The sequence below is a fragment of the Streptomyces sp. NPDC045955 genome (assembly GCF_056430805.1).
Genome location: NZ_JBWKKY010000020.1, coordinates 17,866 through 31,326 on the forward strand (window position 1 = coordinate 17,866; position 13,461 = coordinate 31,326).

At 71.7% G+C, this 13,461-nt stretch carries 13 protein-coding genes; 6 read left to right on the top strand and 7 right to left on the bottom strand.

Annotated features, from left to right (window positions below):
* Positions 1-6: 6 nt before the first annotated feature.
* Complete coding sequence (locus tag AC07F0_RS31660) at positions 7-591, bottom strand: suppressor of fused domain protein (protein WP_478983424.1); 585 nt, start codon at positions 589-591, stop codon at positions 7-9.
* A 459-nt stretch (positions 592-1,050) separates the two neighbouring features.
* On the opposite strand from AC07F0_RS31660, the gene AC07F0_RS31665 reads away from it, so the two are divergent.
* Positions 1,051-2,166, top strand: a complete 1,116-nt coding sequence (locus AC07F0_RS31665) for a magnesium and cobalt transport protein CorA (RefSeq protein ID WP_478983425.1) — start codon at positions 1,051-1,053, stop codon at positions 2,164-2,166.
* A 23-nt stretch (positions 2,167-2,189) separates the two neighbouring features.
* Positions 2,190-2,702: a hypothetical protein gene (locus AC07F0_RS31670; protein WP_436730642.1), complete on the top strand. Its 513-nt coding sequence runs from the start codon at positions 2,190-2,192 to the stop codon at positions 2,700-2,702.
* A 4-nt stretch (positions 2,703-2,706) separates the two neighbouring features.
* On the opposite strand, the gene AC07F0_RS31675 is transcribed toward AC07F0_RS31670, so the two are convergent.
* On the bottom strand, positions 2,707-3,465 hold the full coding sequence (locus tag AC07F0_RS31675) for a hypothetical protein (RefSeq protein WP_478983426.1): 759 nt from the start codon (positions 3,463-3,465) through the stop codon (positions 2,707-2,709).
* Positions 3,466-3,678: 213 nt separating this feature from the next.
* On the opposite strand from AC07F0_RS31675, the gene AC07F0_RS31680 reads away from it, so the two are divergent.
* Genes AC07F0_RS31680 through AC07F0_RS31690 form a run of 3 tightly spaced genes read left to right on the top strand, consistent with a single transcriptional unit; the run spans position 3,679 to position 6,731 of the window.
* Positions 3,679-4,965 (top strand): magnesium transporter MgtE N-terminal domain-containing protein, encoded by a 1,287-nt coding sequence (locus tag AC07F0_RS31680; RefSeq protein ID WP_478983427.1) that lies wholly within the window; start codon positions 3,679-3,681, stop codon positions 4,963-4,965.
* Complete coding sequence (locus AC07F0_RS31685; RefSeq protein WP_478983428.1) at positions 4,955-5,554, top strand: DUF1003 domain-containing protein; 600 nt, start codon at positions 4,955-4,957, stop codon at positions 5,552-5,554. The genes AC07F0_RS31680 and AC07F0_RS31685 overlap by 11 nt, the downstream gene beginning before the upstream one ends.
* A gap of 43 nt (positions 5,555-5,597) precedes the next feature.
* The gene (locus AC07F0_RS31690; RefSeq protein ID WP_306963914.1) at positions 5,598-6,731 is read left to right on the top strand and encodes an Mrp/NBP35 family ATP-binding protein; all 1,134 of its coding nucleotides are present in this window, start codon (positions 5,598-5,600) and stop codon (positions 6,729-6,731) included.
* 131 nt (positions 6,732-6,862) lie between these two features.
* On the opposite strand, the gene AC07F0_RS31695 is transcribed toward AC07F0_RS31690, so the two are convergent.
* From AC07F0_RS31695 to sigE, 5 genes are all read right to left on the bottom strand, one after another.
* Positions 6,863-7,534 (bottom strand): hypothetical protein, encoded by a 672-nt coding sequence (locus AC07F0_RS31695; protein WP_478983429.1) that lies wholly within the window; start codon positions 7,532-7,534, stop codon positions 6,863-6,865.
* A 234-nt stretch (positions 7,535-7,768) separates the two neighbouring features.
* Positions 7,769-8,200 carry a sec-independent translocase gene (locus tag AC07F0_RS31700; protein ID WP_436730646.1) on the bottom strand — a complete coding sequence of 144 codons (432 nt, stop codon included), beginning with the start codon at positions 8,198-8,200 and terminating at the stop codon, positions 7,769-7,771.
* 193 nt (positions 8,201-8,393) lie between these two features.
* Positions 8,394-10,175 (bottom strand): S1C family serine protease, encoded by a 1,782-nt coding sequence (locus AC07F0_RS31705; protein WP_478983505.1) that lies wholly within the window; start codon positions 10,173-10,175, stop codon positions 8,394-8,396.
* A gap of 531 nt (positions 10,176-10,706) precedes the next feature.
* Positions 10,707-11,678 (bottom strand): anti-sigma factor family protein, encoded by a 972-nt coding sequence (locus tag AC07F0_RS31710; protein ID WP_478983506.1) that lies wholly within the window; start codon positions 11,676-11,678, stop codon positions 10,707-10,709.
* A 68-nt stretch (positions 11,679-11,746) separates the two neighbouring features.
* The gene (gene sigE / locus AC07F0_RS31715) at positions 11,747-12,517 is read right to left on the bottom strand and encodes an RNA polymerase sigma factor SigE (RefSeq protein ID WP_356928443.1); all 771 of its coding nucleotides are present in this window, start codon (positions 12,515-12,517) and stop codon (positions 11,747-11,749) included.
* 162 nt (positions 12,518-12,679) lie between these two features.
* Here sigE and AC07F0_RS31720 point away from each other — a divergent pair, with 162 nt between their 5' ends.
* Positions 12,680-13,378: an O-methyltransferase gene (locus tag AC07F0_RS31720; RefSeq protein ID WP_280117579.1), complete on the top strand. Its 699-nt coding sequence runs from the start codon at positions 12,680-12,682 to the stop codon at positions 13,376-13,378.
* The last annotated feature ends 83 nt before the right edge of the window (positions 13,379-13,461 follow it).

Consider the following 13,461-nt stretch of genomic DNA (forward strand, 5'->3'; position numbering starts at 1 on the left):
GCTTCCTCACTCCAGCGGGACGGACTTCCGGGACGGATCCCGGAGGTCCGTCCCCTGGTTCAGCCACCTCTCCTGGAGCGCCTGCGCCCCGTGCACGCGCTTCCAGGCGGCCTCGTTCGGGGTCATCGGCAGCAACGGCAGGAACCGCACGGGGTCGAGGGGCTCGTCGAGCTCCAGGTCCTCGACCAGGCCGCCCGGCTCGGCGACCAGGACCGAGGTGAAGGAGGCTCCGGGCCACAACGGCTCGCCGACGTCGAGCGAGGCTCCCGGGGCCACGACCAGGCCCTCCACCTGCGGAGACGCGGCGAGTACGGCGAGCGGGCGGAGCACCTTGTCGGTGTCGGCCAGCCCGGCGCGCACGGAGAGGACCAGCTCGGCGCGCGCGCCCTTGACCGGGTCGGCGACCACTGCCGTGGGCTCGGTCATGGGGTGCGCGGACATGCCGAGCGTGGCGTAGCGGACGATCTCTCCCTCCTGGAAGCGGAGCACCTCGATGCGGTCCGTGCCCAGGAAGGTGACCGCCGCGCGCCCGTCCGGTTCGCCCAGCGCGCTGCGCAACCGGGCTTCGACCAGAGGAAGAACATTCGCCATGCGGCGAGCATAGAACTCGTCAGTAGCGGGCAAACAAGGGCCTTGACACGTCGGGCGGCTGATACTCTTGCCCGGTGGTTCGGGGCAGCACGCAGAAGCGTCGCGATCAAGCCCCGACGCCGAAGGAACTCCCTTACGAGGGACCGGCCGGAGGAGGTGGGACTGCAATGGACCGAAGTCGACCGTGCAGTAGCACCACGCTCTTCCCGCCGCTGACGTAGCTGTTCTGGCTCTGGCTGGTCGCCACCTCTCGCACTCGCTTCACGCGGAAGAGCGCTTCGTTTCGCTTTGCCTGATCTGCCTCAGTAGCTGAATCAGTAACGAGACTCGCCACCGCGACGGTGCGGTGCTCCCCGCTTTGTGGACGTGCCAAACATCATCGGTCCCAACGTCCTCATTCCGGGTAGTTCCACCTGTCGGGTCCGGCGCCTTTCGTTGCCTGTCGCGAAGGAGCCCGCCATGTCGATGATCCGCGACCTGCGCGCCGTCGTCCGTCCGTCCCGCGTGTCGCTGCGCAAGGAGGGCGGGACGTACGACGCCACCCGCAGCCCCGCGACGTCCTCCGCCGTCGTCGACTGCGCCGTCTACCGGGACGGCCGCCGCATCGAGACCGAGACCCCGCTGACCCCGCACGAGGCGGTGCGCCTGGCGCGCCGCGACGGCGGCTTCGTGTGGATCGGCCTGCACGAGCCCACCGAGGCCGAATTCTCCGGCATCGCCAGTGAGTTCGGGCTGCACCCGCTGGCCGTGGAGGACGCCGTCCAGGCCCACCAGCGGCCCAAGCTGGAGCGCTACGACGACTCCCTCTTCACGGTCTTCAAGACCATCCACTACGTGGAGCACGACCAGCTCGACGCCAACAGCGAGGTCGTCGAGACCGGCGAGGTCATGTGCTTCACCGGACGGGACTTCTTCATCACCGTCCGGCACGGCGGACAGGGCTCCCTGCGGGCCCTGCGGCACCGGCTCCAGGACGACCCCGAGCTGCTGGCCAAGGGCCCCTCGGCGGTGCTGCACGCCATCGCCGACCACGTCGTCGACGGCTACATCGCGGTCGCCGACGCCGTGCAGGACGACATCGACGAGGTCGAGACCGAGGTGTTCTCCCCGGGGCGCAAGGGCTCGCCGCGCGGCTCGGACGCCGGCCGGATCTACCAACTCAAGCGTGAGGTGCTGGAGTTCAAGCGGGCCGTGTCGCCGCTGCTGCGGCCCATGCAGCTGCTGAGCGAGCGGCCGATGCGGCTGATCGACCCGGACATCCAGAAGTACTTCCGGGACGTCGCCGACCACCTGGCCCGGGTCCAGGAGCAGGTCCTCGGCTTCGACGAACTGCTCAACTCCATCCTCCAGGCCAACCTCGCGCAGGCGTCCGTGGCGCAGAACGAGGACATGCGGAAGATCACCTCGTGGGCCGCGATCATCGCCGTGCCGACAATGGTGTGCGGGGTGTACGGCATGAACTTCGACCACATGCCGGAGCTGCACTGGCGGTACGGCTACCCGGTGATCATGGGCATCACGGTGGCCATCTGCCTGGGCATCCACCGCACGCTCAAGCGGAACGGCTGGCTGTGAACGGCGTGGATAGGCTGGGGGCCATGACAAGCGAGCTGCTCGGCCAGGCCCTCGTCGAGGAGGCCACGAAGAAGTCCGGCCTCGTCTGGGTCCAGGGCCCCGACGGCCCGGCGCGCGCGCTGTGGCACGTGTGGCACGAGGGGGCCGCTTGCCTGGTCGGTGACGGGCCCGGCGAGCAGCCGCTGCCGGATCTGTCCGACGGGGCCGAGGCCCGGGTGACGGTCCGCAGCAAGGACAAGGGGGGCCGGCTGGTCTCCTGGACGGCCCGGGTCACCCAGCTCGCACCGGGCTCCGAGGCGTGGGACGCGGCGGTCGCCGAGCTCAAGGGCAAACGGCTGAACGCGCCCGACGGCGAGGCCATGACCGAGCGCTGGGCCCGCGAGTGCCGGGTGCTGCGCCTGGAGCCGACCGGGACGAGAGCGCCGCTGCCCGACGACTCCCTGTCCGAGCCGCCGCTGCCGACCCCGGCGACCACCCGCCGGCCGATTCCGGCGGGTCTGCCCCGCCTGCTGCTGAGGAAGCGCAAACGCAGGTGACGGCCTACGAGGCCGGCAGCTGCCTGCCGTAGTCCACCGTCTCGTTCTTCTCCGGCTCCCTCAGGGAGAAGTCCTGCCCCCACGCGGAGAACGTGAGGGTACCCGCCCCACCGGCCCGCTCCAGGCGCAGCGGATACGGCTTGCCCTCCAAGGACACCTCCAGGGTGCCGCCGGAGCCCTTGTCGCCCGAGATGCGGATGGTGTGGATGCCCGCCTGCTCGTCGTGGCCCTCGGTCGCGAGCTTGCCGTGCAGGGTCAGCAGACCGTCGAGGAGGACACCCTTGTCCGTGAAACCGCTGAACTTCTTGTACGAAGGGTCGCCCTGCGGCACCTTCACGAACTTGCCGCCGAGCTTGGCGGCCGCGGCGGCGTCCGCCTTGCCGTCCCCGCCCTGGTCCGCGCCATGACTCCAGAACTCCGCGTCGGCCATGACGAAGAGCTGCTCGCCCACGCGCAGCAGCCGGAAGGTCGTCCCCTTGGTGGTGACCGACCCCTCGCCGCCGTCGGTCTTCAGCCGCATGTCGAGCGCGTAGCTGCGCCCGCCGCTGACGACGCTGCCGTGCACCCGGACCGCCCCCGCGGACTCGGCGGCCGTACGGGTCTTGGCCTGGATCTTCTCGGCGGGCAGTCTGCCGACCCCGTTGGTGCCCTCGTTCGGATCCTCCTCCGCGCAGCCCGTGAGCACCGTTCCGGTCACGGCCAGTACGCACATCACGCTCGCGAGTGCGGCACGGTGGTTGCGGCCCTGGCGAATCGGAGTCACAGGTGGGGCTGCCTCTCTGACGGGAGACCTGAACGGCGTACCGCAGGGTACCGGGGACGTGCGGGCAGGTCGGAGCCAGTCCGTCCGGTGCGCCCGCCGACGCGTCCCCGATCAGGACGGGCTAGCCTGAAGCCCACCCGAGCGGGCAATTCGGAACAGACAGGTACACAGACAGGCAGCACGGAACACCCCGCACGAAAAGGAGCCGCGGCCATGGCAGCGGGCGCCCCCCGGATCTTCGTATCGCACCTCTCCGGTGTCGCCGTCTTCGACCCCGCCGGCGACCAGGTGGGGCGTGTCCGCGATCTGGTCGTCATGCTGCGGGTGGGGCAGCGACCGCCCCGGCTGCTCGGCCTCGTCGTCGAACTCGCCACGCGCCGCCGCATCTTCCTGCCGATGACCCGGGTCACGGCCATCCAGTCGGGTCAGGTCATCACCACCGGTGTGCTCAACGTCCGGCGTTTCGAGCAGCGGCCCACCGAGCGGCTGGTCTTCGGCGAACTGCTGGACCGGCGGGTCGTCCTCACCGAGACCGGCGAGGAGGTCACCGTCCTCGATCTGTCGGTGCATCAGCTGCCGGCCCGCCGGGAGTGGGAGATCGACCGGGTCTTCGTCCGCAAGGGCCGCAAGGGCAGTGCCTTCCGGCGCGCCAAGGGCGAGGCACTGACCGTCGAGTGGACCGCCGTCACCGGCTTCTCGCTGGAGGAACAGGGACAGGGCGCCGAGAGCCTGCTCGCCACGTTCGAGCAGCTGCGCCCCGCGGACCTGGCCAACGTCCTGCACCACCTCTCCCCCAAGCGCCGGGCCGAGGTCGCCGCCGCCCTCGACGACGACCGGCTGGCCGACGTGCTGGAGGAGCTCCCGGAGGACGACCAGATCGAGATCCTCGGCAAGCTGAAGGAGGAGCGCGCCGCCGATGTCCTGGAGGCCATGGACCCCGACGACGCGGCCGACCTGCTGGGCGAGCTGCCGACGGACGAGCAGGAGCGGCTGCTGAGCCTGATGCAGCCCGGCGACGCGGCCGACATGCGGCGCCTGATGTCGTACGAGGACCGCACGGCGGGCGGTCTGATGACCACCGAGCCGATCGTGCTGCGCCCGGACGCCACCGTCGCCGACGCCCTCGCCCGCGTCCGCAACCCCGACCTCTCCCCCGCCCTGGCCGCCCAGGTCTACGTCTGCCGGCCACCGGACGAGACGCCGACCGGCAAGTACCTCGGCACGGTCCATTTCCAGCGCCTGCTGCGCGAGCCACCGCCCTCCCTGGTCAGTTCGATCGTGGACAGCGACCTGCAGCCGCTCGACCCCGACGCGGACCTGCACGCCATCGCCGGGTTCTTCGCCACGTACGACATGGTCGCGGCGCCCGTGGTCGACGAGGCCGGCTCGCTGCTGGGCGCGGTGACCGTGGACGACGTACTCGACCACATGCTCCCGGAGGACTGGCGGGAGACGGAGTTCCACCTGGACGAGGAGGAGGTGGCGACCGATGGTTCCTGAGCGCGAGAACCTGCGCGAGCGCACGCCGTCCGGCTCCACGGCCGCGGGCCGGCCGCGGACCGCCCGCCTCGACCAGCCGGGCGTGCCCAAGCGCCGGATCCTGCCCGAGTACGACCCGGAGGCTTTCGGGCGGCTGTCGGAACGCATCGCGCGCTTCCTCGGCACCGGACGGTTCCTGGTCTGGATGACGGCCGTCATCATCCTGTGGGTCGCCTGGAACAGCCTCGCCCCGCGCGACCTGCGCTTCGACGAGTACCCGTTCATCTTCCTGACCCTGATGCTGTCGCTCCAGGCCTCCTACGCCGCCCCGCTGATCCTGCTCGCGCAGAACCGGCAGGACGACCGCGACCGGGTCAACCTGGAGCAGGACCGCAAGCAGAACGAGCGGTCGATCGCGGACACCGAGTATCTGACCCGCGAGGTCGCGGCCCTGCGCATCGGCCTCGGCGAGGTCGCCACCCGCGACTGGATCCGCTCGGAACTCCAGGACGTGGTCAAGGAACTGGAGGAGCGGCACAACGGCCACCGTCACGACCCGGTCGTATTCCCGGCGGAACGGTCACGGGGACGTGACGCAGACGACCGCTGAGACGCTTTCCTACGCACCGGTACAGCGCCGTACCATCGTCCTTATGGCTACGGAAGACGCGGTGCGCGAGGCACTGGCGACGGTGAACGACCCCGAGATCCACAAGCCCATCACCGAACTCGGGATGGTCAAATCCGTGGAGATCGGCGCGGACGGGGCGGTCGCGGTCACCGTGTACCTGACGGTCTCGGGCTGCCCGATGCGGGACACGATCACGCAGCGCGTGACCGAGGCGGTGTCCCGGGTCGAGGGCGTCACCCGCGTCGACGTCACGCTCGACGTGATGAGCGACGAGCAGCGCCGCGAGCTGGCGTCCGCCCTGCGCGGCGGCCAGACCGAGCGCGAGGTGCCCTTCGCCAAGCCGGGCAGCCTGACCCGCGTCTACGCGGTCGCCTCCGGCAAGGGCGGTGTGGGCAAGTCCTCGGTGACGGTGAACCTGGCGGCGGCGATGGCGGCCGACGGCCTCAAGGTCGGTGTCGTCGACGCCGACATCTACGGCCACAGCGTGCCGCGCATGCTGGGTGCCGACGGCCGTCCCACTCAGGTCGAGAACATGATCATGCCGCCGTCGGCGAACGGTGTGAAGGTCATCTCCATCGGCATGTTCACCCCCGGCAACGCCCCGGTCGTCTGGCGCGGCCCGATGCTCCACCGCGCCCTCCAGCAGTTCCTGGCCGACGTGTACTGGGGCGACCTGGACGTCCTCCTGCTGGACCTGCCGCCCGGCACCGGCGACATCGCGATCTCCGTCGCCCAGCTGGTCCCGAACGCCGAGATCCTGGTCGTCACGACCCCGCAGCAGGCCGCCGCCGAGGTCGCCGAGCGCGCCGGCTCCATCGCGGTCCAGACTCACCAGAAGATCGTCGGCGTGGTCGAGAACATGTCCGGCCTGCCCTGCCCGCACTGCGGCGAGATGGTCGACGTCTTCGGCACGGGCGGCGGCCAGGTCGTCGCCGACGGCCTGACCCGCACGACCGGCACCAACGTCCCGGTCCTCGGCAACATCCCCATCGACGTCCGCCTGCGCGAGGGCGGCGACGAGGGCAAGCCGGTGGTCCTGACGGACCCGGACTCCCCGGCGGGCTCGGCCCTCCGGGCGATCGCCGGAAAGCTGGGAGGACGGCAGCGGGGCCTTTCGGGCCTGTCCCTGGGGATCACTCCGAGGAACAAGTTCTGATCGAAGCGCGGTAGGGGCAGCGCCCTCAGGGGCGCGGGGAACTGCGCGAGCAACCACACACGGCCCGCAGCCGCACGACGCCATCGAGCCCTACGGCGAAGGGGCGCCGAATCGAACCCGGCGCCCCACACTCACGCGTAAGCGGCGATGTCCTTCACCACGGCGAAGCCGAGCCCGTACGCACTCATGCCCCGCCCGTACGCCCCCACGTGCACACCCGAGGACGTCGACCCGGCCAGCACCCACCCGAACTCGGACTCCCGGTAGTGGAAGACCGTCGGCACACCGTCCACCGGCAGCGACAGCGTCGACCAGTCGGCCCCGTCCAGGTCATCCGCCAGCACCCACGCCGTCTCCGTCTGCTGCTCCAGCCAGTCGTCCCGCAGGGAGTGGTCCATCTGCCCGGGCCACGTGAAGGACAGCAGCCCCACACCCGCGAGCCACGCCGCCGAGGACACCGACGTCGCTTCCAGCAGCCCCGTGCCGTCCGCGCTGCGCCGTGAGGGATTCGCCGCCACGGTCACCACGACCGCGAACTTCTCCTTGGCCTCCGGATCACCCGCGGCGGCATGCTCGTTGCGCACCGTGGGCTCGTCACCGTGCCCGATCGACCCGTGTTCCACGGCTCCGTCGGCCGTCGTACCGACCTGCATCAGCCAGCGCGGCCCCGTGAACGCCTCGTCGAGGCCGTACCACGGGAAGGGCGCACGCAGGTAGCCGTCGACCGTGCCCCGGGCGGAGGGGACCTGTTGTCCGCCCTCCGCGGCCGGCGCCTGTGCGACTGCCCGACTCGTCGTCTCCATATGCCCGGACGCCTCCTCGCTCTCGTCGGGCCGGAACGGCCCGCCCCCCTTCGGGCGGCGTTGCTGGTCCAGTACGGCCCGCCCATCAACTCGGCAGCATAGCCACACCGCTGCGAGCAGCAGGGAAACCGCCCGGCGCATGGGCCGCACGGGCGCCTGGTTCAGGCCGTACGCAGCCCGACCGGAGTATGAAACGCGTCACGCGCGGCGGGAGCGTACGCCCCGGTGTGTCACTCAGGTGGCGTCCGCGTCGAAGGGCGGCCGGTCGTCCCGGTCCGGGGTCTCGGGCTTCTTCGTCATGTCGATACGGCCGCCGGAGGACGACGAGGAGGAGGTGTCGGAGTCCCGGCTGTGGACGGCGTCGGTGACCTCGGCCATCTCCTTCTTCAGGTCGAAGCCGTTGCGGATCTCCTTGAGCCCCAGGTCCTCGTTGTCCAGCTGCTTGCGGATGAACGTCTTGGGGTTGAGATCCTCGAACTCGAAGTCCTTGAACTCCGGGCCCAGCTCCTCCCGGATGTCGTTCTTGGCGCTCTCCGAGAACTCACGGATCTTCCGGATCGTGCGCGTCACGTCCTGGATGACCTTCGGGAGCTTGTCCGGACCGAAAACGAGCACGGCGAGGACGATGAGCGTCACCAGCTCGAGTGGTCCTATGTCATTGAACACCTGAAGCTCCTAGCGATGTCCTCGGTCCTCGGCCCTCGGTGGTCATGCGGGTCTTGCCGTGGTCCGGGCCGGATCCACGGTACCCGGCGATCCTGTCCGACCGGTACCGTCCCGAGACCTCCGAGTGCGGCCAGTGGGAGCGCTTTCCCGATTGTTTGCCTTCTTCGTCCCTGTATGTACCGGACATCACGACTCAGCTGCTGCCGGAGGACCCGAGGACGAGCGACACCGTCCGCTCCTTGCCGCCGCGCTCCACGGTCAGCTCCAGCCGGTCGCCGGGGCGGCGGGCACGGGTCTTGACGATCAGTTCCTCGCCGGAGTGGACGCGCCGGCCGTCGACCCGGGTGATGACGTCGCCCGCCTTGATGCCTGCCTTGGCGCCCGGGCCCCCCGTGGTCACCGGTGGTCCGCCGGCACTGCCCTCGGCGGCGACGCGGGCGCCGTCGCCCGCGTAGTCCATGTCGAGGGTGATGCCGATGACCGGGTGGGTCGCCTTCCCGGTATTGATCAGTTCCTCGGCGACGCGCTTGCCCTGGTTGATGGGTATGGCGAAGCCGAGGCCTATCGAGCCGGCCCGGCCGCCGTCCAGCTCGGAGCCGCTGTCCGCCGACCGGATGGCCGAGTTGATGCCGATGACCCGGGCCTTGGCGTCGAGCAGGGGCCCGCCGGAGTTGCCCGGGTTGATGGGGGCGTCGGTCTGGAGCGCGTCGACGTACGACACGTCGCTGCCGTCGCCCTTCTCGCCGCCCGCCGTGATGGGCCGCTGCTTGGCGCTGATGATGCCGGAGGTGACGGTGCCGGCCAGGTCGAAGGGCGCGCCGATGGCCACGACCGGGTCGCCGACCTGCACGTTGTCCGAGTTGCCGAGGGCCAGCGGGGTGAGTCCGCGCACGCCCTTCACCTTCACGACGGCGAGGTCGTAGCCGCTGTCCCGGCCGACGAGTTCGGCCTCGGCGGTCTCCCCGCCGTTGAAGGTGACCGTGATCTCACCGGTCACCCCTGCGGCTCGCACGACGTGGTTGTTGGTGAGGATGTGCCCTCGGGTGTCGAGCACGAAGCCGGTGCCCGTGCCCTGTTCGCCGGAGCCGCTCACATGCAGCGTGACCACGCTGGGCAGGGCCCGCCCGGCGATCCCGGCCACACTGTCCGCGTCCCGCCCGGCGGGCTCCTTCCCGGCCTGCGGCAGTTCGACGGTCCCGATGCCGCCGTTGCGCTCCAGATACGTCCCTATGCCGCCGCCGACGCCCCCGGACACGAGCGCCAGCAGCACGGCACCGGCGAGCAGCGCCTTCCTGCCCCGCCGGCGCCGCTGTTCCGTGCTGAGCACTCCGGCCCCGGTCTGCTGGAGAGGGCCGTGGCCGCCGGGGGCCGCGGGGGCTGCCCACGGGTCGTAGCGCTGCCAGGGGCCGGGGGCGGGCGCCGGAGGCTGGGCGTCGGCGTAGACGGCCGCAGCGGGCACCGGCACGGGGGCACTGGGCGGCAGGGGCGCGGCAGGCGCGGGGATGCCGGGAGGCGCCCCCGGTGGCCCCTGCGGCGGCGCAACGGGCGTGCCGGGCACGGCCGGCCGGTCCGCCGTCACCACACCACGCGCCGGAGTCGCCGCCGGATGCTGCACCGGCGGCGCGGGCGCCCAGGGCCCGGGTTCACCGTAGGGCGGCGTGCTGTACGGGTCGGGATCGTGCAGGGGCTTGGGCCGGCCATCGACCGGCACGGCGGAGGCGGCGTCCGCGGCCTCCACAGCGCCCCGGGTCTCCACGGCGCCCCCGGCGGGCCTGCCCGGGGCCGGCACGGCGGAGGGGACGTCCCCGTCCCCCACAGCACTCCGGGATTCCACGGCGCTTCCGGCCTCCGCCACACTCCCGGCAGATCCGCCCGGGGCCGCCGCCACGGCAGAGGGGGCACCCCCAGCCTCCGCCACACTCCCGGCGGGCCTGCCCGGGGCCGGCACGGCGGAGGGGACGTCCCCCTCCCCCACAGCACTCCCGGATTCCACGGCGCTTCCGGCCTCCGCCACACTCCCGGCGGGCCTGCCCGGGGCCGGCACGGCGGAGACGGCGCCCCCGGCCTCCACGGCGCTCCCGGCCGGTCCTCCCTGGGCCGGTACAGCGGACGTGGCGGGACCGCCGTCCTCGGCGCCCCCGGCAGGCACGGCGGGCACGGCGGGCTCGCCGCCGGCCGGCTGCTGTTCGGGGCGCCTCAGCTCGTAGTCGCCGTCGGCCTCGTCCTGCCGCACGGCAGGCCGCGCCAGCTCGAAGTCACCGTCGGGGTCGGCCGAGTCCGCCGGCGCCCGCCCCGTACTCTCCGGCTCCCCCGAAAGTCCCTGCGGCCGAGGACGGCTCCACCACTTGGCCTTCGTGGGCTTCCCCTCGTTCATGCTCTCCCCACAGCCGCGGCACGGCTCGACGGCGGTAGCCGCAGTTCGTCGAATCGGCGCCACGGCCACGCCTCGGCCGCGGGCGCCACCCCCGGATTCAATCAGGTTCGCTCGCCGCCGCGCAGCGGCCGGTCAGCGGGCCGTACGGGAGGAGGCGGGAGAAGAGGGGGACGAGGTCGTGTCCGGGAGGGGCACGGCGAGCAGGGGCGCCGCGATCTCGGGGACCGTCGACCATGAGGTCAGTGCGGCCGGCGGGGCCGCCTCCAGCGGACGTATCAGCGGGGACACGACGGCGGCACCGGCCATCACCGGGGCGGCCAGCGCGTGTACGGCGTGCTGCCCCGCGGCGGAGTGCGGCACACCCGGCAGCAGCGGTGCGGACACCTCCGTCGGGGCGGCCGGGGTACGGCCGAGCACACTCTGGCCGTGCATCTGCCCGAGCAACGGCCCCGTGCGGCGCCGCTGGGTCTCGGGCTGTGCCGCGGCGCCCGTGCCCTGTGTGCGCATCGGGGTCACGTTGCTTCCCGCGCCGGCGCCGCGGGCCTCCGTGTCCGTCGGGGTGCCTGTCGTGACGCCGCCCAGTGCGATCGCGGCCAGGGACACGGCTCCGGCGGCCGCGAAGGCGAACCGCAGCCGCGAGGAGGATCGGTCGGGCTCGTGCCGCCCGACGTCGTGGATACGGAAGCCCCGGCTGCCCGTGGGAAGGCCGCGGTCGTCGGACGGCAGGCCCCGCCCGCCCGAGCGGAGGCTCTGGTTCCCGGCGGCGGGCGGGAGCACGGGGGCGTGCTGCCGGGCCGGGACGTATCCGAACTCGAACCGGTCGCCGCGCTTGACTCCGAAGGCTCCGGACGATCCGAACCGTCCGGACAGTCCGCCGGGCAGCGCTGCCCCGCCCGGCGGTGTGGCATCACCGTCCGGGCCGCCGCCCGCGGGTAGTCCCTGCAGGCGGGCCAGGAAGCTCTCGGACGGGGGCGGCGGGGCCGCCGCCGCGAAGACGTTCTTCAGCCGGCGCTGGGCGTCCACCTCCGCCTTGCACTTCGGGCAGGTGGCCACATGCGCCAGTACACGCTCGCGCGCGTCATGACCGAGTTCTCCGTCGACCAGGGCGGAGAGTCGGTCTCCAAGGTGCTGCTCTGCGAGGTGACCCTCGGAAGCTTCAGGCCGTGATCCGCTCACGCGCTCGCGCCCCCTCCTCCCAGTGCGGGTACACGCGGCATGAAGGAGCGGCGCTCGGCGCGCGCCTCCGGAGAGCGGTGTGCGAGGGCCTTGCGCAGCTGCGAGCGGCCCCGGTGGATCCGCGACCGGACCGTGCCGAGCTTGACGCCGAGGGTCGCGGCGATCTCCTCGTACGACAGTCCTTCGATGTCGCACAGGACGACCGCGGCGCGGAACTCGGGGGCGAGGGTGTCGAGGGCCTGCTGGACGTCCGCGTCGAAGTGCGCGTCGTTGAAGACCTGCTGCGGCGAGGGCTCCTTGCTGGGCAGCCGCTCGGCCGCGTCCTCGCCGAGCGCGTCGAAACGGATGCGCTGCTTGCGGCGGACCATGTCCAGGAACAGGTTCGTCGTGATGCGGTGCAGCCAGCCCTCGAAGGTGCCCGGCGTGTACGTCGACAGGGAACGGAAGACACGGACGAAGACCTCTTGCGTGAGGTCCTCGGCGTCGTGCTGGTTGCCGGTGAGGCGGTAGGCGAGCCGGTAGACCCGGCCGCTGTGCGTGCTGACGATCTCCTCCCACGTGGGCGGAGTCCACGCCTGCCCGTCCGCGTCGGTGGTGAAGGTCGCGGTCTGGGCGAAGTCAGCGGCGTGGCTGTGGTCAGCAGTGTCGTTCACGGATGTCGGCCTGCCCGCCGATGTGAAGAAGCGCCGGAGCACTCCTCCCCTATCCACAGGCGCAGCCGCACCTCCCCTGTCAGCTCTGGTGGTGTCCAGTGGAGCCCCTACCATAGCCACCTCGCCCGTTAGGACCGGATAAGCGGTTTTACGAGAATTTGATCTGGGCTGATACGCCTCGTACTGCTGCGTCGCCACTTGCTCGGCGCCTCGATCCACTGCCTGCCCCCCGTCACGACCCGCGCCACTCGCTTCCCCCTTTAAACGACCGGTCCCATCTGCGGGTTCCCGGGCCCAACGGATACAGTCACGCCCAGGCATTCACGGGGACAGGAGAGGGTCATTACCGGCAACCGGCAGACGAGCTGGGCGTTCGCCGACGCCTATGTCGCCGAGGACGACGCGCTGCGCTGGGCCCGCGACCGGGCCCGTGAGGCGGGTCTGCGCTCGGTGTCGCCCGGCACGGGCGCCGCGCTGCGGTTGCTGGCCGCCTCCGTGGACGCCAAGGCGGTCGCGGAGATCGGGACCGGCTGTGGTGTCTCCGGGATCCACCTCCTGCACGGTATGCGCCCGGACGGCGTTCTGACCACAGTGGATCCCGAGCCGGAGCACCAGCAGTTCGCCCGCCAGGCCTTCCGCGCCTCCGGCTTCGCCAGCAACCGGGCCCGTTTCATCCCGGGCCGCGCCCTGGACGTGCTGCCCCGCCTCGCGGACGCCGGCTACGACCTCGTCTTCTGCGACGGCGATCGCCTGGAGGTCATGGACTACCTCGCTGAATCGTTGCGGCTGCTGCGCACCGGCGGGCTCGTCGTCTTCGAGGGCGCCTTCGCGAACGGCCGGACGGTGGACTCCGGCCCGCAGCCCACCGAGGTACTGCGGCTGCGGGAACTGCTGCGCGCGGTGCGCGAAAGCCAGGAGCTGGTGCCGTCCCTGCTGCCGGTGGGCGACGGGCTGCTGTGCGCGGTGAAACGGTAGCCGGGCAGCACGTTAGCCGGGCCGAACCCGGGGCAGGCGAAAGACATCGGTGAGAAAACAGCCGCCCCGGCACCTCATGTGAT

Bases quoted from the DNA above. Each gene is read 5' to 3' on its own strand.
- AC07F0_RS31680 (WP_478983427.1), top strand. From the start codon at position 3,679: ATGGCAGCGGGCGCCCCCCGGATCTTCGTATCGCACCTCTCCGGTGTC.
- AC07F0_RS31660 (WP_478983424.1), bottom strand. From the start codon at position 591: ATGGCGAATGTTCTTCCTCTGGTCGAAGCCCGGTTGCGCAGCGCGCTG.
- AC07F0_RS31690 (WP_306963914.1), top strand. From the start codon at position 5,598: ATGGCTACGGAAGACGCGGTGCGCGAGGCACTGGCGACGGTGAACGAC.
- AC07F0_RS31665 (WP_478983425.1), top strand. From the start codon at position 1,051: ATGTCGATGATCCGCGACCTGCGCGCCGTCGTCCGTCCGTCCCGCGTG.
- AC07F0_RS31695 (WP_478983429.1), bottom strand. From the start codon at position 7,534: ATGGAGACGACGAGTCGGGCAGTCGCACAGGCGCCGGCCGCGGAGGGC.
- AC07F0_RS31670 (WP_436730642.1), top strand. From the start codon at position 2,190: ATGACAAGCGAGCTGCTCGGCCAGGCCCTCGTCGAGGAGGCCACGAAG.
- sigE (WP_356928443.1), bottom strand. From the start codon at position 12,517: ATGGTAGGGGCTCCACTGGACACCACCAGAGCTGACAGGGGAGGTGCG.
- AC07F0_RS31685 (WP_478983428.1), top strand. From the start codon at position 4,955: ATGGTTCCTGAGCGCGAGAACCTGCGCGAGCGCACGCCGTCCGGCTCC.